Origin of the sequence: Nocardia sp. NPDC059180, from assembly GCF_042754945.1 — a bacterium.
Classification (GTDB): domain Bacteria; phylum Actinomycetota; class Actinomycetes; order Mycobacteriales; family Mycobacteriaceae; genus Nocardia.
Genome location: NZ_JBHZBU010000002.1, coordinates 440,635 through 461,568, shown reverse-complemented (window position 1 = coordinate 461,568; position 20,934 = coordinate 440,635). Strand labels below are relative to the sequence as shown.

Genomic DNA, 20,934 nt, shown 5'->3' with positions numbered 1-20,934 from the left:
GGGACGCGGCATCATCGGCTTTCCGGGGCGGTTCGAATACGGCGTGCCCGCCAGGAAACGCGCCGTTCCAGGTCAGCGCCGACCGCCCCCTTACGCTGAACGGCGTGCGCAGGTTCAGTTTGTGGCTTCGCGGCAAGCCGATCGTCGCCGATTCGATGCTGGCCGGTGTACTGCTCGTCCTCGATGTGCTCGGCGTGTCCGCCGCGCACAACAAGGTCTCCTATCTCGCCCTGTCGGTGCTGCTGCCGCTACCGATGATCCTGCGCCGGGTCTACCCGCGGGGCATGGCGGTGGCTATGCTCGGCTTGTCGATCACCGCCACCGCGGTCAGCTATCTGACCGAGGAGCAATCCGAGCACGTCGCGCTGATCGGGCTCGGCATCATGCTGTACACCCTGGTCGCCTACGTCGGGCGGCGCGAGGGTCTGCTGTTGCTGGTCGGCCTGGTTGTCGACACCGGGTTGTCGACGATGGCGACGGGCTTCCCGGTCGGCACCGATATGGCGTTTGTCGTCGTGTTGTACGCCCTGTGCTGGACACTCGCCGAATTCGTCGGCGCGCGCCACGCCTACGACACCGAAGTCGCCGCCCGGCTCGCGGTCGCCGATTACGACAGGGAGCGCCGTGCGCACGACGCCGTGTCGGCCGAACGCACCCGCATCGCGCGGGAGCTGCACGACGTGGTTGCCCATGCGGTGAGCGTCATCATCGTGCAGGCCGACGGCGCCAGATATGCGATGCGCCATGATCCCGACGTGGCCGAACAGGCCGTCACCACCATCGCCGCGACCGGACGCGAGGCGCTGCGCGAGTTGCGCCGCACCGTCGCCCTGCTGCGCACCGAACACGCACCCGACCAGCTGCCCCAGCACGGCACCGCCGGCCTGGCCAAGGTCGTGGAGATGATGCGCGGCACGGGCCTCGCGGTGGAGCTGGAGCTGACCGGCGAGCTCGACGAGATCGCACCGGAGATCAGCCTCGGCGTGCACCGAATCGTGCAGGAATCGCTGACCAATACGCTGCGCCACGCGGGGGCCCACCCGAAGGCCTGGGTGCGCGTGCACCGCCGCGACGACGACGTGCTGATCGAGGTCACCGACAGCGGAGGCGTGCCCGTGCAGGAACCGGCGAACCGGATCACCGGCAGCGGCCTCGGCTTGGCCGGGATGCGGGAACGAGTCGCCGTTCTGGGCGGGACCATGGACGCAGGCCGCGCCGCCGACGGCTCCTGGCGGGTACGAGCCACCATCCCGTTGATCCAGCCGGACTGATCTGCGCCGGACACTGCGAGAGCGCGCCGTGCCGGGCACTACGCTGTGGCTCGTGCCGATCACCGTTCTCGTTGTCGACGACCAGGAACTCATGCGCATGGGGCTGAAAATGGTGCTCGGCGCGCATCCCGACATCGAGGTGATCGGTGAAGCCGCCAACGGCGCACTCGCGGTGACGCAGGCGAGCGAACTGAAGCCCGACGTGGTGCTGATGGATGTGCGGATGCCCGTCGTCGACGGCGTCACCGCCACCACCCAGATCGTCGAGGCAGGCCACGGCAGCCGGGTCCTGGTGATGACGACCTTCGATCTGGACGAGCACGCGCTGGGCGCGCTGCGCGCCGGTGCCAGCGGATTCCTGCTCAAGGACACCCCGCCCGAGGACCTGATCTCGGCGATCCGCAGCGTTGCCGCTGGTGACGCGGTGGTCTCACCCAAGGTCACCAAACGTCTGCTCGACCGCATGATCAGCGAGGATCCCGGGCGCACCCGCGATCCCGGCGTGCTCGATGTGCTCACCGCACGCGAGCGCGAGGTGCTCGAGCAGATCGCCGCGGGACGTTCGAACGCCGAGATCGCCGCCCAGCTGTTCCTGTCCGAGGCGACGGTGAAAACGCACGTCGGACGGGTACTGACCAAACTCGACCTGCGCGATCGCGTGCAGGCGGTGGTGCTGGCCTACGAAACAGGGCTGGTGCGCCCCGGCGGGTGAGCTCGGCAACGGATCGGTCTCGCCGGGAGAAAATCCGGACCTGCCGACGTTGAAGGGGGTAGATCGTCCGGAAGGAACGTCATGCCCGCTGTTGTATTCCTCGCCTACCTCGTCGTCGAGATCGCCGCGTTCGTCGGCGTCGCGCAGCTGATCGGCGTCATGCCCGCCATCCTCGTGCTGATCGCGTGCTCGGCTGCGGGCATGCTGCTCATCGGCTCGCAGGGCCGCCGGGTATTCGAGCAGTTCCGCCGGGCCGGCCGTGGTGAGATCACCCCGGGCACCGCCGTCGCCGACGGCGCGCTGGTCGCCACCGGAAGCGTCTTGATGTTCGTGCCCGGCCTCGTCACGTCGGTGTTCGGCCTGCTGCTGCTCCTGCCCCCGACACGCGCCCTGTTGCGTCCGCTGGTGGCGGCGGTGACGGCGCGCCGGATGGAGCGGGTGGCTGCCCGGATGCCCTATCGCGGCGTGGTCATCGACGGCGACGACGTGGTCGACGGAGTCGTGGTCACCGAGTGGTACGACGACCCACGTCCGAGCACCCGCCCCGCCATCGAAGGCGCCTGAGTACGTCCGGCGACATCCCGGCAGTGGGGTGATCGGCACCGCACCCGCCGGTGCCCGCGCGCGGATGCGGCACTGGCAGACTGGTCGATCGTGAGTACCCAGTTACTGGTCGGCGGTCGTATCTACAGTTCCAGTTCCCCGGACGCGACCGCGATGGCGGTAACCGACGGCACCGTGGTGTGGCTGGGCGCCGACCGTGTGGGCCGGGCACTGCACCCCGACGCCGATATCGTCGATCTGGACGGCGCTTTCGTCGCGCCCGCGTTCGTGGAACCCCATGTGCACACCACAGCGCTCGGCCTGCAACTGACCGGACTCGACCTGTCCGGCGCACGCTCGCTCGAACACTGCCTCGAGCTGCTCACCACCTTCGCCGCGACCCATCACGGCGCGGTGATCATCGGTGACGGCTGGGACGAGACGCGCTGGCCGGAACAGCGGCCGCCCTCGGCCACCGACATCGATACCGCGCTCGGCGCCGATGCGGGCAGGCACGTCTACCTCTCCAGAATCGACGCCCACTCCGCGGTCGTGTCCACCGCCGTCCTCGACGCGGTGCCGGAGCTGACCGCGGCCACCGGATTCAGCAGGAGCGAACCGTTGCGCGCGCAGGCCCACCACCTGGTGCGTGCCGCCACGCTGGCCGCCCTGGACCGGGAACAGCGCGACGCCGCCCGCCGGGCCGCCCTCGATCACGCCGCCGCGCACGGCATCGCCGCGGTGCACGAATGCGCGGGCCCGGAAATCTCCGGGGTGACCGACCTGCGTGAACTGCTCGCCTTCGACCACGGCGTCGAGGTCCGCGCCAACTGGGGTCAAGCCGTAGGCAGCGCCGAGGAAGCCCGCGTGCTGGTCGCCGAACTGGGCGTGCACGCCTTGGCGGGCGACCTGTTCGTGGACGGTTCGCTCGGCTCGCGCACTGCATGGCTGCGCGAACCCTATGCCGACGCCGAAGGAACCGGACTCGGCTACCTGGACGACGCCGGGGTCGCCGCACACGTACGTGCGTGCACCGAGGCCGGGATCCAGGCCGGATTCCACGTCATCGGCGATGCCGCGATGGACGCCGTCGTCGCCGGATTCGGCACCGTCGTCGACGAATTGGGCGGCCCGGCCGTCGCCGCGCGCGGTCATCGGATCGAGCACGCGGAGATGATCGACGCCGAGCAGATCGGCAAACTCGCCGCATGGGGCGTCATCGCAAGCGTGCAGCCCGCGTTCGACGCCGCGTGGGGCGGCACCGACGGCATGTACGCCGCTCGCCTCGGCGCTGAGCGCGCCGCACGGCTCAACCCGTTCGCCGCCATGGCCTCGGCAGGCATCTCCCTTGCCATCGGCTCGGACGCGCCCGTCACCGCACTCGACCCGTGGGCCGCGGTCCGTGCCGCGGCCGAGCATCGCACCCCCGGCCATGGTCTGTCTCCTCGCGCAGCGTTCGCTGCGGCCACCAGGGGCGCATGGCGGGCAGGCGGCGTGCGCGACGGCGTCGCGGGCACGCTGGTGCCGGGTGCGCCCGCCTCCTACGCGGTTTGGGAAGCCGGTGACCTCGTCGTCGCCGCGGCCGCCGATTCCGTGCAGCGCTGGTCCACCGACCCGCGTTCGCGGGTCCCCGGCCTGCCGTCACTGGCCCCTGGCGATGCGCTGCCGCGCTGCCTGCGCACCGTGCACCGCGGAGTGACCATCCATGGCGGCTGAGCCCGCCGGTCGCGGGTCCCGTGTGACAGGCTTTCCAGGGCGTCATCCAGTGCTGATCCGTGCGGTGACGGCTGTCGTCGCCGGCGTCCTGCTGTTCGGCAGTTTCCCGCCGCGACCGTGGTGGTTTCTCGCGCCGATCGGCATCGCCCTGCTCACACTGAGCGTGCGCGGCACCGGCAAGCTGCGCGGCGGCTTCGGTTACGGCCTGCTCGCCGGCCTCGGGTTCTTCCTGCCGCTGCTGCCGTGGACCGGCATCTACGTCGGTCCGGTGCCGTGGCTCGCGCTCTCGACGGCGTGCGCGATCTATATCGGCCTGTTCGGCCTGCTGGCCCGTATGTTGAGCACGCTGCCCGGTTGGCCGCTGTGGATCGCACTGGCTTGGACGACGACCGAATGGGGCCGCTCCAGCTTCCCCTTCGGCGGATTCCCGTGGGGTCGGCTGGCTTTCGGCCAAGCCGACGGCTGGTTCCTGCCGCTGGCCGCCTACGGTGGTGCGCCTTTGGTGGGGTTCGCGGTCGCGCTGACGGGGACAGGTATCGCGGCCCTTGTCGTGGCAATCCGGCGCCCCGACGGCACGGGTGTCGCGCCCTCCGGCAGCCGACGACGTTCGGCCCTCGCCGCGGTTCTCATCGTCGCGGTCATGCCGGTAGCCGGTCTGGCGCTGCGCCCCGCGCTGCCCGGCCCTGACGAGGGCGAGGGCACCATCACCGTCGCCGCGATCCAGGGCAGCGTGCCCCGGCTCGGCCTGGAGTTCAACGCACAGCGCCGCGCCGTCCTCGACAACCACGCCCGCCGCACCGAACAGCTGGCCGACGAGGTGGCCGCCGGTCGGGCGCCGCAGCCGGATCTGGTGATCTGGCCGGAGAATTCCTCCGATATCGACCCGCTGCGCAACGCCGACGCCGCCGCGATCATCACCCGCGCCGCGCGGCGGGTGGACGCCCCCATTCTGATCGGTGCGGTGCTTGTCAACGACGACCGCACCACTACGAATTCGATGATGGTCTGGACCGAGGAGTCGGGACCCGGTCAACGGCACGACAAGCGGATCATCCAGCCGTTCGGCGAATATCTGCCCATGCGCGGGTTCTTCCGGCTGTTCTCCGATTACGCCGATCGCGCCGGATATTTCGTTCCCGGTAACGGCGACGGCACCGTGCGGGTCGCGGGTATCGACCTGGGCGTTGCCACCTGCTACGAAGTCGCCTTCGACCGCGCGTTCCGCGATTCGATGAGCGCGGGGGCGCAGTTGCTGACGGTGCCGACCAACAACGCGACGTTCGGCGACAGCGAGATGACCTACCAACAGCTGGCTATGTCCAGGGTGCGGGCGGTAGAACATGGCCGCGCGCTCGTCGTCGCGGCGACCTCCGGCGTCAGTGCCATCATCGCCGCCGACGGCTCGGTGCAGCAGCAGACCGAATTGTTCGTGCCCGCCGCCTTGGTTGCGGACCTGCCACTGCGGGAGTCGACGACGCTTGCCACCAGGCTCGGCGCCGCACCGGAATGGCTCGCGATCATTCTCACCGCCGGCGCGTTGATCGTCGTGGCAATCCGTCGGCGAACCCGTCCTCGGGGCGAGCCGACCGAGCAGTCATCTTCGCCCGGTTTATCGACGCGGCCGTCCGCCTGAGTAGCGATCCCCTAACCGGACGCCCGTTATCTGTCTGGTCCGGGCAGACAAGCGGTCTCGTCGCCCGAGCGGCTCCTTCGTTCGCCCACCGATAGCGGTCGAGTGGGCCGTTCGGCACGTCAAAGCTGGATTTCCGGCACTTCTTTCGAAAATTTTACTGCGTCTACCGGGATAGCGAAAATGTAGCTGTCCAAAGTGGTGTTCTGCCAAGGCCGTTGGATGTGAAACAAATCCGAACCCCCGGCCATCCGGCCGCCGTGATGCTCCGAATCATCATTCGTGGACTACGTCCTACGGCTAGGCGCGTGTGCGCCTGCCGCGACAGTGCTCGGGGAGTTGCGTGAACAGCGGCAGAACGGAGTGATTGATGAGTTCATTGGCCACAGATCGTGTCGACCAATGTTCATCGGGCGAATTCTCAGCACAACCATTCGCCTTGTCGCCGGCGCAGACGGCACTGTGGTACGCGCAGCGAATCCGGCCGGACGTGCCGCTGACCATCGCGCAGTACGTAGAGATCCACGGTGACCTCGACGCGGGCCGGTTGCTGTACTCGATCGAACGTTTCGGTGCCGAGACCCAGGTCGGGCTGCTGCGGCTGGTCGAGATCGACGGTGTGCCGCATCAGGTGGTCGACCCGTTCCATCGGCCGGGTTGGGCACGGGTAGACCTGCGCGGTGAATCCGATCCGCACGCGGCGGCGATGCACTGGATGAACGAGCACGCGAGCTCACCCATCGATCTCGACAAAGATCACCTCATCACCAACGCCGTGCTGCGGACCGGCGACAACGACTACATCTGGTACGCCCGCGCGCACCACATCATCATCGACGGCTACGGCGCCATGAACGCGCTCACCCGCACCGCCGAGATCTACACCGCGATCGAGAACCAGACCGAGCCCGTGGTCTCGCGTGCCACCCCGCTCGCCGACATCTACGCCGACGAATCCCGCTACCGCGATTCCGTGCGCTTCCGCAACGACGGCGATTACTGGCTCGAACAGCTGGCCGGTGTGGGCGGCACGCTCAGCCTGTCCAACGCCAACAGTTCCGTCCCCATGCCCGATCCGGGCCGCCGCCGTGCCGTCGCCGTGCTCGACGAGCGCACCGAGGCCGCCGTGACCGCGGCGACCACAGCGTTCGGCGCCGCGAACTCGACCTTGTTCGCCGCTGCGCTGGCCTGCTATGTCCGGTCGGTCACCGGCAACAACGATGTGGTGCTGAGCCTGCCGGTCTCGGCGCGCACCACCGTCGCGCTGCGCCGTTCGGCGGGCGTGGTGTCGAATGTGGTGCCGCTGCGGGTGCGTTTCGACGAGCAGACCACCGTGCGCGATGTGGTGCGCGCGGTCGAACTGCAGATCACCGGCGCCCTCCGGCATCAGCGCTACCGCCACGATGACATCCGCCGCGACTGCGGATACTCCCGTGACGCCCGCGGCTTCTTCGGCCCGATGGTCAACATCATGCTGTTCCACAACGAGCTGACGTTCGGCAGTCTGCCCGGCTCGCTGCACGTGCTGGCCACCGGTCCGGTCGAAGATCTGTCGATCAACCTCTACAACGGCGTCGGCGACCGCATCCACATCGATTTCGAGGCCAACCCGCAGCTCTACGGCGAGACCGAACTCGCCATGCACCACGACCGGTTCCTCGATTTCCTCGCCCGCTTCCTCACCGCGGGTACCGAGACCTCAGCGCTGTCGCTCACCGCGATCACCGATGCCGAGCGGCACCGGGTGCTGCGTGCCTGGAACGCCACCGAGGTACCGGTGGCCGCCGACACCCTGGCCGGGATCTTCCGCAGCCGTGCCGACGCATGCCCCGACGCGACGGCGGTCGAATTCGAGGACGAGACCCTCACCTATCGCGAACTGGACGAACGTTCGAGTCGTCTGGCGCGGATGCTCATCGCGCGCGGCGCCGGACCGGATCGTGTGGTCGGTGTCTACCTGCGCCGCGGCATCGACCTGGTGGTCGGTCTGTACGGGATCGTGAAGGCGGGTGCGGCCTACCTGCCGCTCGACCTCGACTACCCACGCGAGCGGATGGAGCGGATCCTGCAGCAGGCCGCGCCGGTGGCGGTGCTGACGGCCGCCGCGGACGCGGACACCGTGCCGGATAAGGCGCCCGCGCTTGCCATCGATACCGCGGATCTGTCTGCTTACGGCGCCGATCCGATCACCGATGCCGACCGGCCCATAGCGCTGCGCCCCGATCACCTTGCGTATGTCATCTTCACTTCCGGCTCCACCGGAAACCCCAAGGGTGTGGGCGTCACACACGCGGCCATCGTCAACCGGCTGCGATGGATGCAGCACGAGTACCCTCTGGACGCCGGGGATGCGGTGCTGCAGAAGACCCCGGCCACCTTCGACGTCTCGGTCTGGGAGTTCTTCTGGCCCTTACAGATCGGCGCCCGGCTCGTCGTCGCCCGCCCGGATGGGCACCGCGATCCCAGCTACCTCGCCGAGATCATCGCCGCCAAGGGCGTCACAACGGCACATTTCGTGCCGTCGATGCTCTCGGTCTTCGTCACCGACACCGATGTTCGCGCGTGCACCGGGCTGCGCCGGGTGTTCTGCAGCGGTGAGGCGTTGCCGCCCGCGACGGTTCGCGATTTCCACGCCGCGCTGCCGGGCCCGCGGCTGCACAACCTGTACGGGCCCACCGAGGCCGCCGTCGACGTCACCTATTGGCCGTGCCCGGCCGATCCGGACTCGGTGCCCATCGGTTCCCCGGTGTGGAACACCCAGACCTATGTCCTCGACGCGCGGTTGCAGCCGGTGCCGCCCGGTGGAGTGGGGGAGTTGTATCTGGCGGGCACCCAGCTGGCCCGCGGCTATCTCGGTCAGCCGACGCTGAGCGCCGACCGGTTCGTGGCCAATCCGTTCACCCCCGGCACCCGCATGTACCGCACCGGTGACCTGGCTCGCTGGCATCTGCGTGGCCGCGGCTCTGCGGGCGGTCCGGAGCGCGGTGTCCTGGAATACCTGGGGCGCACCGACTTCCAGGTCAAGATCCGCGGTCTGCGGATCGAACTCGGCGAGATCGAGGCGGCGCTGCTGGCCGACGAACGAGTCGCTCGCGCAGTCTGTGTCGCCCACACCGGACGGACCGGCGACGAAATGGTCGCCTATGTGGTCGCCGCCCCCGGCACCCGAGACACCGACGACACCGCCGAACGGCTCGATACCGCGGCACTGCTCACCGGCCTGCGGGAGACGTTGCCCGCCTACATGGTCCCGACTGCCCTGATGGAACTCGACGAGCTTCCGCTCAGCGTCAACGGCAAAATCGACCGGGCCGCCTTGCCGGCCCCTGCCGCGGTGGTCCGCCCAGCCGGACGCATCGGCGTAGCGCCGCGCACCGAGGTCGAGCAGGTACTGGCAGGCATCTTCGCCGAGGTGCTCGAGATCGACGACATCGGCGTGGAGGACGGGTTCTTCGATCTCGGCGGCAACTCGCTGATCGCAGCTCGCGCGGTCGCGCGGATCAACGGAACGCTCGGCGCCGGGGTGACGATCCGCGATCTATTCGAGGCGGGGACCATCGCCGCGCTGGCCGAGCGGTTCGCCACCCACCATCTCGACACATCCTCACCCGCACTGCGGCCGACCGGGCGGCCGGCCCGGATCCCGCTCTCGCCTGCGCAACAGCGTCTGTGGATTCTCAACCGCTTCGCCGAGCACGCGGCCGCCTACAACATGCCATTGGCGGTGCGGCTGGACGGCAAGCTCGACATCGAAGCGCTGCGGGCCGGTCTGCTCGACGTCCTCGACCGGCACGAGAGCCTGCGCACCACCTTCCCGGAGACCTCCGAGGGCCCCGCTCAGGTCATTCACTCCGCGACCGATATTCCGCTGCATCTGGGCGCCGTCGACGCCTCCGGAGCCGACGTCGACGCCCTGGTCGCCGAATTCGCCGGGTACGGTTTCGATCTGCGCAGTCAGGCGCCCATCCGGGTGGCGCTCTACACGACCGGGCCCGACCACCACGTGCTGCTGCTGGTACTGCATCACATCTGCGGTGACGGTTGGTCGGTGGCGCCACTCGCGCGCGACCTGATGACGGCAGTGGCCGCACGTGCCGCGGGTACCGCGCCACAGTGGACCCCGCTACCGGTGCAGTACGCCGACTTCGCGCTATGGCAGCGTGAGCTGCTCGGTGAAGAATCGGATCCGTCGAGCGCGCTGAGCCGTCAGCTGAGCTACTGGCGTTCGGCCCTTGACGAACTGCCCGACCAGCTCGACCTGCCGCTCGACCGTCCGCGCCCGCTGCGACGCTCCACCGCGGGTGCTCGGTACAGCTTCACCATCGATCCCGAAACACGCCGTGCAGCAGGCGAACTGGCCGTGGCCCGCGGGGTGAGCATGTTCATGGTGCTGCATGCCGCGTTCGCCACCCTGCTGGCCCGAGTCTGTGGCAGCACCGACATCGTCATCGGCACGCCCATCGCCGGTCGCTCCGATCCGGCACTCGACGAGCTGGTCGGCATGTTCGTCAATACGCTGGTGCTGCGGACGGAGGTCGATCCGGCGTCCGGATTCGATCGCATGCTCGACGTCGCACGGGAAACAGATCTCAACGCATTCGCCAATGCCGACGTACCGTTCGAGCGCCTGGTCGAGGTCGTCAATCCGGAGCGCACCGGCGGCAGGCATCCGCTGTTCCAGGTGATGCTGTCCTACGATCGCGCGCCCGAACTACGCATCGAGCTGCCCGGTGTGCACACCGAGGTGCTGCCACTGGCAGCGGAGGTCGCGAAGTTCGATCTCCAGCTAGAGGTGCACGACGACACCTCCGACGGGCCGTTGCACGCCGAATTCGGCTACGCCACCGACGTGTTCGACGACGCCACGGTGGCGGCACTCGCCCGCCGGTTCACCGCGATCCTCGCGGGTGCGGTGGTCCGTCCCGACGCCCCGGTCGGTGATATCGACATCCTGGACCGGCGTGAGACCGCCGACCTGGTGCCGATCGCCGGCGCGCCCGCCGAACCCACCGTCACGCTGGCGCGGCTGTTCGCGCAGACGGCGGAACGGCTGCCCGATGCGGTGGCGGTGCGGTTCCGCGGCAATGACACCACCTACCGTGAGCTGGACGAGCGATCCAACCAGCTCGCCCGGGTACTGATCGCCCACGGCGCAGGCCCCGAAGTGGTCGTCGCGGTCGCGTTGCCGCGCAGCCTGCATTCGATCCTCGCGGTCTGGGCCGTCGCCAAGACGGGTGCGGCCTACGTCCCGATCGATCCGGGATATCCACGCGAGCGGATCGCACACATGATCGCCGACTCGGGAGCGCTGCTCGGTATCACCGACCCCGGATCGCGCTCGGCCCTGCCCAGCTGGCCCGCCGATCCCGGCAAACACAGCCTGGCCACGGGGACGTGGCAGATGCTCGGCTCCGGTGAGCTCGACATGGCCTGCGCGGCGTACTCGGCCGCCCCGGTCACCGACACCGAGCGACTCGGCGCATTGCGGGCGGGTCAGCCCGCCTACCTGATCTACACCTCCGGATCCACCGGTACGCCCAAGGCGGTCATCGTCACCCACGCCGGGCTTGCGTCGTTCGCCAACGAGCAGCGGTACCTGTTCGGAGTCACCGATTCCGCACGCACCCTGCACTTCTCCTCGCCGAGCTTCGATGCCTCGGTGCTGGAACTGCTGCTCGGATTCGCGGCCGGTGCGACCGTCGTGGTCGCGCCCGCCGATCTGTACGGCGGTAGCGAGCTCGCCGATTTCCTGCGCACCGAACGCGTCACCCACGCGTTCATCACCCCCGCGGCGCTGGCGACGGTGCCCTGCGAGCGACTCGACGACCTGCGTTCGGTCATGGTCGGTGGTGAGGCCTGCACCAAGGCGCTGGTGGCGACCTGGTCGGCCCGCTACCAGATGCACAACATGTACGGACCGTCCGAAGCCACCGTCGCCGCCACCGCGTCGGCGCCGATGCGGGCCGAGGAGCCGATTCCGCTCGGCCACCCGGTGCGCGGTATGCGGCTGTTCATCCTGGACAACCGCCTGCGCCCGGTGCCGCCCGGTACCCCGGGTGAGCTGTATGTGTCGGGCCCCGGTGTGGCCCGCGGCTACCACGGCAGGCACGCCTTGTCCGCGTCCCGGTTCCCGGCCAATCCGCACGGTCGCCGTGGCGAGCGGATGTACCGCACCGGTGATCTGGTGGTCGCCGATCCCCTCGGCAACCTGCGGTTCCTCGGCCGTGCCGACGACCAGATCAAGATCCGCGGGTTCCGCATCGAACTCAGCGAGATCGACCATGTGCTGCGCACGCATCCGGGGGTCGAATTCGCGCTGACCGTGGTGCATACCGACTCGCACGGACACCAGCGGCTGGCCGCCTATGTGACCGCCACCGAGCCGATCGATTCGGCCTCCGTGCTCGACACCGTCCGTGGGAGGCTGCCGGGGTACATGGTGCCCGCCGCGGTGGCGGTGCTGGACGAGATCCCGGTGACGCCCTCGGGCAAGCTCGATCGCAAAGCACTGCCCGAACCGGATTTTGCTACCGTGACCGCGTCACGCGCACCGGCGACCGAACTCGAACTGCGGGTCGCCGGTCTGTTCGGGGAGGTCCTCGGCCGCCCCATCACCGGCGCCGATGACAGCTTCTTCGACGTGGGCGGTAACTCGCTGCTGGCCACCCGCCTGGCGGCGGTCGTCCATCAGCAGCTCGGCGTCGAACTGCCGGTGCGCGCCATTTTCGAGGCGCCCACCGTGGCGGGCCTTGCCGCCGAGTTGGCGCAGGCGCCCCGCGCTCGTCGCGCCCCGTTGACGGTGCACACCCCGCGCCCGGAGCGTATCCCGCTGTCGCTGCCCCAGCAGCGACTGTGGTTCCTCAACCGCTTCGCACCCGAATCCAGTGCCTACAACATCGCTTTCGCGCTGCACATCGAGGGCGATCTGGATGTCGCGGCGTTGCATGAGGCGCTGGCCGATATCGTTGATCGGCACGAGGTGCTGCGCACCCGCTTCCCCGAGGACGAGCAGGGCCCGCACCAGGTCATCGTGCCGGTCTCGGACGCCGTCCCCGCGGTGGAGCCCGTGGTCACCTCCGAGTCCGACGTTCCCGCACAGCTGTCGCGGCTGGCTCGCCGCGGATTCGACCTGACAACGCAGACGCCGCTGCGGATCACGCTGCTGCGCGTGCATGACAGCCATCATGTCCTCGGGGTCGCTGTCCATCACATCGCCGCCGATGGCTGGTCGCTGGCCCCGCTGACCCGGGACCTGGCCACCGCCTATCTGGCCCGGCGCGGCGGCGCGGCACCGAACTGGCAACCGCTTGCCGTGCAGTACGCCGACTTCGGACTCTGGCAGCGCGAGTACCTCGGCGAGGCCACCGACACCGGCAGCCCCGCCGCCGAGCAGCTGGATTTCTGGCGCACCCAGCTGGCCGATCTGCCCGATCAGATGCCGCTGCCCTACGACCGTGCCCGGCCGGCCGCGCCTACCCAGGTCGCGGGCACGGTGGTCCGCACCCTTCCGGATCCGGTGCGTCGCGCGCTCGCCGAGTTGGCGCGCGAGCAGGGCGTGAGCATGTTCATGGTGCTACGGACCGCGCTGGCGGTGCTGTTGCGCGCAGTGACCGGCGGGCGCGATATCGCGATCGGCACCCCGGTGGCCGGGCGCACCCAGACCGAACTCGACGATCTGGTCGGAATGTTCGTCAACACGCTCGTGCTGCGTTCGGATGTCGACCCCGACCTCGCCTTCACCGCGCTGCTGCGCGCCGATCGCGACACCGAGCTGACGGCGATCGCCAACGCCGACATCCCCTTCGAACGCGTCGTAGAGGAACTGGGACGCGACCCGCGCGCGACCGGGCGCCACCCGCTGTTCCAAGTCGCGCTGACCGTCCAGGACGCCCCGCATCCGCGGCTGGAACTGCCCGGGCTGGTGCTGCACGCGCAGGCGATCGATATCGAGCTGGCGAAGTTCGATCTCGAACTGCGCGTCACCGACCTCACCGGCGGCGATGACGACGGCGCGTTCGAATTCGTCTACGCCGCAGAACTGTTCGATGACGCGACGGTCCACACTCTGGCCGACCGGTTCCTGACGGTCCTCACCGCGATCACCGCCGATTCGGGCATCCGTGTCAGCCACATCGATGCGCGCACCGACGACGAACGTCACGCGTTCGCACCCGCCTGCGGTGCGAACGCCGGACCGCAGACGACGCTCGCGGAAGTGTTCGCGCGTACCGTCGCTTCCCATCCCTATCGGACGGCGATCCGTTCGGGCGCGATCGAGCTGACCTATACCGAGCTGGACCGGCGGTCGAACCGGGTGGCCCGCCGCCTGATCCGGCACGGCATCGGCACCGGTGATCGAGTCGCACTCGGTCTGACCCGGTCGATCGAGTCCGTGGTCACCGTGCTCGCGGTGGCCAAGACCGGTGCGGCCTTCGTGCCGGTGGACCCGAACTATCCGGCCGACCGAGTCCGGCACATGCTGTCGGACTCCGGGTGTGCGGTGGGCGTGACGCTGTCCGCACACGGCGAGCAGCTGCGTGCCGCCGACGATCATGAGATCGCCTGGATCCTGCTCGACGACACCGCGAACGAGGAATTCGAGCCCGCGGCGGAGAGCGCCATCGCCGCCAGTGAGCGGCTGCGCCCGACCCGCATCGACGACCTCGCGTATCTGATCTACACCTCCGGCTCCACCGGAACGCCGAAGGGCGTGGCCGTCACCCACGGTGGCCTGTCGAATCTGGTCGAGGAATTCCGCGACCGCATGGGCGTCCACCCGGACGCGCGCACGCTGCATTTCTCCTCGCCGAGTTTCGACGCTGCCGTTCTCGACTTGCTGCTGACGATCGGCTCCGGCGCGGCGATGGTCATCGTCCCGGCGGACGTCTACGGCGGTGATGAACTCGCCGCCCTGCTCACCACCGAACGGGTGACCCACACGTTCATCACGCCTGCGGCGCTGGCCACGATCGACCGTGACCGCTGGCCGCTGCCGGACCTGCAGACCCTGATGGTCGGCGGCGAGGCTGTCGGGCCGGACCTCGTCGCACGCTGGGCCCCGGACCGCACCGTGATCAACGGCTACGGTCCGACGGAGGCCACGGTGGTGGTCACGATATCCGCGCCGTTCGAGATCGGCCGACCGATCGCCATCGGCACCCTGGTGCGTGGTGCGCGGGCCGTCGTGCTCGACGAACGGCTGCGACCGGTCCCGGTCAATGTGCCCGGCGAGCTATATGTCGGCGGGCCCAGCCTGGCGCGTGGCTACTTCGACCGATTCGGGCTGACGGCTGCCCGCTTCGTGGCCGACCCCTGCGGCCCGGCCGGTTCGCGTCTCTACCGCACCGGTGATGTGGTGCGCTGGAACGCCGAGGGCGAACTGATCTATCTCGGCCGCAGCGACCATCAAGTGAAGGTGCGCGGATTCAGGATCGAGCTGGGCGAGATCACCGCGGCATTGGCCGGCCACCCCGACGTGCGTTTCGCGCACACCGAGGTGCGTGCGCTCGCAGGCGCCGACCGGATCGTGTCGTATGTCCAGCCCGCCCAGCCGGCGCGTGAGCTCGACGTCGATGCGGTGCGCGCGCACGTGGCGGCACAGCTTCCCGCCCATATGGTTCCTGCAGCGATCACTGTGCTGGAACGGATTCCGCTGACCCCCGTGGGCAAGTTGGACATTGCGGCGCTGCCGGAGCCGTCCCTGCCCGCGGCGCGGGTCACTCGGGGGCCGGCGACCGAGAGCGAGCGGCTGGTCGCTGAAGTGATGAGTGAGCTGGTCGGTGCCGAGGTCGTCGGCGCAGACGACAGCTTCTTCGATATCGGCGGAACGTCGCTGCTGGCCACGCAATTGGTTGCGCGGCTGGCCGCCGCGAGCGGGACGAGGCTCGAGGTGCGCGCGGTCTTCGCCGGACCCACCGTCGCCGAACTCGCGGCCCGGCTGGAATCCGGGCCGCCCGACGACGACCGGCCGCCGCTGGTGGCGACCCCGCGACCCTCGCGGATTCCGCTGTCGGCGGCCCAGCGCCGTTTGTGGTTCCTCAACCGCTTCGACAGTTCCGCGGGCCTGCACAGCTCGGGCGCCTACAACGTCCCGGTGGTGCTGCGGATGCGCGGACAGCTCGATCGAACTGCGCTCATCGCGGCACTGCACGCGGTGCAGCGCAGGCATGAGACGCTACGGACCGTTTTCCCGGAGGTCGACGGTGAACCGTCGCAGGTAGTCCTCGATCCGGCCGACGCGGTGATCGAGACGCGCACCGAGACGGTGCCCGCCGCCTCGGTGGAACGGGTCATTCGGGAATTCGCCGCCACGGGCTTCGATCTCGGCTCGTCGGTGCCGGTCCGGGCCGCGATCCTCACCGTGACACACCCGGCGGTCGTATCGAGCGAGCCCGATGAGCACGTCTTGGTCCTGGTGGCCCATCACATCGCGATGGACGGCTGGTCACTCGAGCCGCTCGCCGCCGATGTCGCCGCGGCCTACTCCGCCGCCCGAGAAGGCAGGGCGGAGAGCATGCCGGCGCTGGAGATCCAGTACGCCGACTACACACTGTGGCAGGAGCGGGTTCTCGGCGACGAAGTCGACGCCGAGTCGCTGATCGGTCGTCAGCTCGCCTACTGGCGTACGACCTTGGCGGAGCTGCCCGAACTGCTGGCCGTGCCCGCCGACCGCCCGCGTCCGGCCACACCGAGCTATCGCGGCGGCACGGTGAGCTGCACAGTCGATGCCGCCACCCACCGGGAGTTGCGCAGCGTCGCCACCGGGCACAACGTCAGCATGTTCATGCTGCTGCACGCCGCGCTGGCGGTACTGCTGCACCGGATGACGGCGGTGGACGACATCGCCGTCGGCACCCCGATCGCAGGCCGCGGTGACCCGGCGCTCGACCGCATGGTCGGCATGTTCGTCAACACCCTGGTGCTGCGCACCGAGGTCGATGCCGATGCCGCGTTCACCGACCTGCTGGCGGCGGTGCGCGACACCGACCTCGACGCTTTCGCGAACGCGGATTTGCCGTTCGAGCGGTTGGTCGAAGTCCTGAACCCGGCAAGGTCGCAGTCGCATCATCCGTTGTTCCAGGTGATGTTGTCGGTGCGCAACGAACCCATCCGGGTGCTGGAACTGCCGGGCCTGCGGATCGACGCCGAGGACACCGACACCGGGATCGCCAAATTCGACCTGCAGTTCACGCTCACCGAGAACCGCACCGCACAGCGCGAACCCGCCGGTATCTCGCTGTCGGTCGACTTCGCACACGACCTGTTCGACGAGGAGACCGCCGCCCGGTTCGGTAAACGCTTCGCCCGGCTGCTGGCCGCTATCGCCGCGAATCCGGCGACCGCGGCTGGTGATCTGGACATGCTGGACCCGGCGGAATGGTCGGAACTGGCACCGGTGCGCGGCGCGCAGCCGGACCGTCCGCTCACCCTGCCCGCGGTGTTCACCGCGGCGGCCGCCGCGGACCCACACGCCATCGCCGTGCGTGCCGATGGCACCGAAGTCACCTACTCAGCGCTCGATCGGTGGAGCAACCGGTTGGCCCGGGTGCTGATCGACCGCGGGGTCGGACCGGAAACATTGGTGGCACTGGGTATTCCACGTTCGGTCGAATCGGTGGCGACGGTGCTGGCGGTGGCCAAGACGGGTGCGGCGTTCGTCCCGGTCGACCCGAACTATCCGGCGGGCCGGATCGCGCACATGCTGTCGGATTCCGGTGCGTACCTGGGTATCACGCTCGCCGAGTACCGCGACGGTCTGCCCTCGGAGGCCCAGTGGCTCGTGCTCGACGCACCCGATATCCGGTCGCTTGTCCTCGCCGCTTCCGGTGACGACGTGACCGATGCCCATCGGATCGCGCCGCTGCGGCTGGACAACCCGGCCTACGTCATCTACACCTCCGGCTCGACCGGAACACCGAAGGGCGTGACAGTCACCCACAGTGGACTGTCCAACTTCGCCGCCGAAACCGCGCAGCGCTTCGACGTGCGGCCCGGTTGCCGGGTGCTGCATTTCGCGACGCCGAGCTTCGACGCCGCGATGCTGGATCTGCTGCTCGCGCTCGGCGGTGCCGCCACGCTGGTGATCACGCCTCCCGGCGTGGTCGGTGGCGCCGATCTGGGCCGGGTGTTCATCGAGGAGAGCATCACCCACGCGTTCATCACCACCTCGGCGCTCGGCACCGTCGACCCGGACGGGGTGACCGAACTGGCACACGTACTCGTCGGCGGTGAGGCACTACCACCGGATACGGTGGCCAGGTGGGCGCCGGGCCGCAACCTCTACAACGTGTACGGGCCGACCGAAACCACCATCGTCACGGTCATGTCGCAGCCGATGACGCCGGGCGGGCCCATCACCATCGGAGGGCCGATCCGCGGTGTGGACGCCACCATCCTCGATTCGCGGTTGCATCCGGCGGCGATCGGCGTCACCGGTGAACTGCATCTGTCGGGTGCGGCACTGGCGCGCGGCTATCTGAATCGTCCCGGCCTGACCGCGACGCGGTTCGTCGCCAACCCGTACGGCAAACCGGGTGAGCGGATGTACCGCACCGGTGACCTGGTGCGGTGGTGGCCCGGTGAGGCGGCGGGCGCGGGCGATATCGAATATGTCGGCCGCACCGACCATCAGGTGAAGATTCGCGGGTTCCGCATCGAGCTCGGCGAAATCGACACCGCGCTGGCCAGACACGGCGGCGTCGAGGTCTCCATCACCGTCGGCCACCGGACATCCGCGGGCGCCACCGCGCTGGTGTCGTATGTGAAACCACGGGTCGGATCGGTGGTGACCGCGGCCGAACTCACCGCACATCTGGCGGACCTGGTTCCGAATTACATGGTGCCGCAGTCGATCATGTTGATCGACCGGGTCCCGTTGAGTCCTGTGGGCAAACTCGATCGGCACGCTCTGCCGGAACCGGTCTTCACCGGCGGACAGGGGTACCGGGCACCGATAACGGCCACCGAGGCGGCGCTGTGCGCGGCATTCGCGGACGCGCTCGGTATCGACCGGGTCGGTGCCGACGACAGTTTCTTCGAACTCGGTGGCAACTCGCTACTGGCGACGAAGGTCGTGGCCCGGCTGCGGGACGAGGGCATCGAGATGCCGGTGCAGCTGATGTTCGGCGACGCCACCCCGGCAGCGATCGCGGCGCGCCTCGACGACAGCGGTGTCGCCGATGCGATGGCCGAGGCCCTGTCGCCGATATTGCCGCTGCGGCCCGATACCGGAGCCAGCACGGATCCGCTGTTCTGCGTGCATCCCGCGATCGGATTGGCCTGGTGCTATTCGGGACTACTGGCCCATCTGTCTCCGGAGCGTCCGGTCTACGGCCTGCAGGCGCCGCACGTGGCGGGCGGCGAGAGCTACAGCTCCCTCGCCGAGACGGCCGATCGGTACGTCGAGCACATCAGATCCATCCAGCCGCACGGTCCGTATCACCTCCTGGGCTGGTCGCTGGGCGGGCTCATCGCCCATGAAATAGCGGTGCGCCTGCAGGACGCGGGGGAGCAGGTGGCGTTGCTGGCCATGATGGACAGCTACCAGCTCTCCGACAGCCTGCTCGACCAGGCCATGCCGAGCGTCGCCGAGATCGTCGGCGAATTCGGTAGCGATCTGTTCGACGATGCCTCCGCGATCGACGACCAGATGAGCCTGCCGGAGGCCGCGGCGTTGCTGCGGTCGCGGCCCGGCCCGTTCGCGGCGCTGACCGTCGATCATCTGGAACGGCTCTACGCCGGCTACGCCAACGGCACGGTGCTGGCCAACAGTTTCCGCCCCCGCGTCTTCACCGGCGACCTGCTGTTCTTCACCGCCGCCGACGACGCGATCAACCGGGCCGACCGGGATCGGTGCGCGGCGGCATGGCGTCCGTTCGTCACCGGGGCAGTGCACGACCATCAGCTGCGCTGCGACCACGCGGCGATGACCACACCCGAAGCACTCGCGGTGATCGGCCCGGTGCTGCGCTTCCACCTCGACGGTGCGGACCGGCAAATGAAGGAGATAGACAGGTGAGCCTGGCGGTGGAAGTCCTCGGCCTGGTCAAGAACTACGGCCGCGTCCGGGTGCTCGACGGGATCGACATCCAGATCCCGGCGGGCACCGTGATGGGATTGCTCGGGCCCAACGGCGCAGGCAAGACGACCACGGTGCGCATCGTCACCACCCTGCTACGTCCGTGCGCGGGCTCGGTGCAGGTAGCGGGAGTGGACGTGCTGCGCGATCCGGCGGCAGCCCGCCGCCGGATCGGGTTGTCCGGTCAGTACGCCGCCGTCGACGCCAACCTGTCCGGATACGAGAACCTGCGCATGGTGGCCCGGCTCTACGGAATGTCGCATCGGCAGGCAGCCGCCCGTGCCGGGGAATTGCTCACCGCGTTCGGTCTCGACCACGCCGCCGATCGCCGGGCGGGCACCTACTCCGGCGGTATGGCCCGCAGGCTCGATCTGGCCGGCGCGCTGGTCGCCCGGCCACCCGTCGTGGTGCTTGATGAGCCGACCACCGGCCTCGATCCGCGCGGGCGGCTCGATATGTGGCGGGTCATCGGTGATCTCGTCGACGACGGCACTACTGTCCTGCTGACCACCCAGTACCTCGAGGAAGCCGATCAACTCGCCGACCGGATCATCGTCATCGATCGCGGCAAGGTAATCGCCCGCGGTTCGGCCGACGAGTTGAAAACCTCCATCGGCGGCGACCGATTGACCGTCACCCTGGCCGCGGGCCAAGATGCCAAGCCTGCCCTGTCGGTGCTGGCGCAGGTCGGCATCGGGGAGCCCGCCCACGAAATCGGCACCGACGAGGTGTCGATCGTGGTCGGCGACGGTTCCCGCACCATGGTCGAGGCGTTGCGGCGGCTCGACGACGCCGGTGTCTGCGTCGTCGACGCGAACGTGCATCGTCCCAGTCTCGATGATGTCTTCCTATCCCTCACCGGCACCGCGGCGCCCACGCCCGCGGCGGCGGAATCCGATGACGTACAAGAGGAGATCATGTCGTGAGCACCGCGCCGGCAGCGGTACGTGAGGAAGCCCCCGTGTCCGAGGATTCCGAGGCGAGC

7 protein-coding genes are annotated in these 20,934 nt (G+C 69.1%); all 7 read left to right on the top strand.

The features are described 5' to 3' along the window. The first annotated feature begins 104 nt into the window (after positions 1-104). The 7 genes from ACFXNW_RS08090 (at position 105) to ACFXNW_RS08060 (ending at position 20,875) form a co-directional block, all read left to right on the top strand. On the top strand, positions 105-1,271 hold the full coding sequence (locus ACFXNW_RS08090; protein WP_379416910.1) for a sensor histidine kinase: 1,167 nt from the start codon (positions 105-107) through the stop codon (positions 1,269-1,271). A 52-nt stretch (positions 1,272-1,323) separates the two neighbouring features. Next, a complete protein-coding gene (locus tag ACFXNW_RS08085; RefSeq protein WP_379416909.1) occupies positions 1,324-1,983 on the top strand; it encodes a response regulator in 660 nt (219 codons plus the stop codon). 81 nt (positions 1,984-2,064) lie between these two features. Then, positions 2,065-2,547 (top strand): FxsA family protein, encoded by a 483-nt coding sequence (locus ACFXNW_RS08080; protein ID WP_379416908.1) that lies wholly within the window; start codon positions 2,065-2,067, stop codon positions 2,545-2,547. 90 nt (positions 2,548-2,637) lie between these two features. After that, complete coding sequence (locus tag ACFXNW_RS08075) at positions 2,638-4,242, top strand: amidohydrolase (RefSeq protein WP_379416907.1); 1,605 nt, start codon at positions 2,638-2,640, stop codon at positions 4,240-4,242. Next, the gene (lnt, locus tag ACFXNW_RS08070) at positions 4,232-5,875 is read left to right on the top strand and encodes an apolipoprotein N-acyltransferase (RefSeq protein WP_379416906.1); all 1,644 of its coding nucleotides are present in this window, start codon (positions 4,232-4,234) and stop codon (positions 5,873-5,875) included. Before ACFXNW_RS08075 ends, lnt begins: the two co-directional genes overlap by 11 nt. A 367-nt stretch (positions 5,876-6,242) precedes the next feature. Further along, entirely contained in the window at positions 6,243-19,889 is a 13,647-nt protein-coding gene (locus tag ACFXNW_RS08065) for an amino acid adenylation domain-containing protein (protein ID WP_379416905.1), read from the top strand. Then, positions 19,886-20,875 carry an ATP-binding cassette domain-containing protein gene (locus ACFXNW_RS08060; RefSeq protein WP_379416904.1) on the top strand — a complete coding sequence of 330 codons (990 nt, stop codon included), beginning with the start codon at positions 19,886-19,888 and terminating at the stop codon, positions 20,873-20,875. The genes ACFXNW_RS08065 and ACFXNW_RS08060 overlap by 4 nt, the downstream gene beginning before the upstream one ends. The last annotated feature ends 59 nt before the right edge of the window (positions 20,876-20,934 follow it).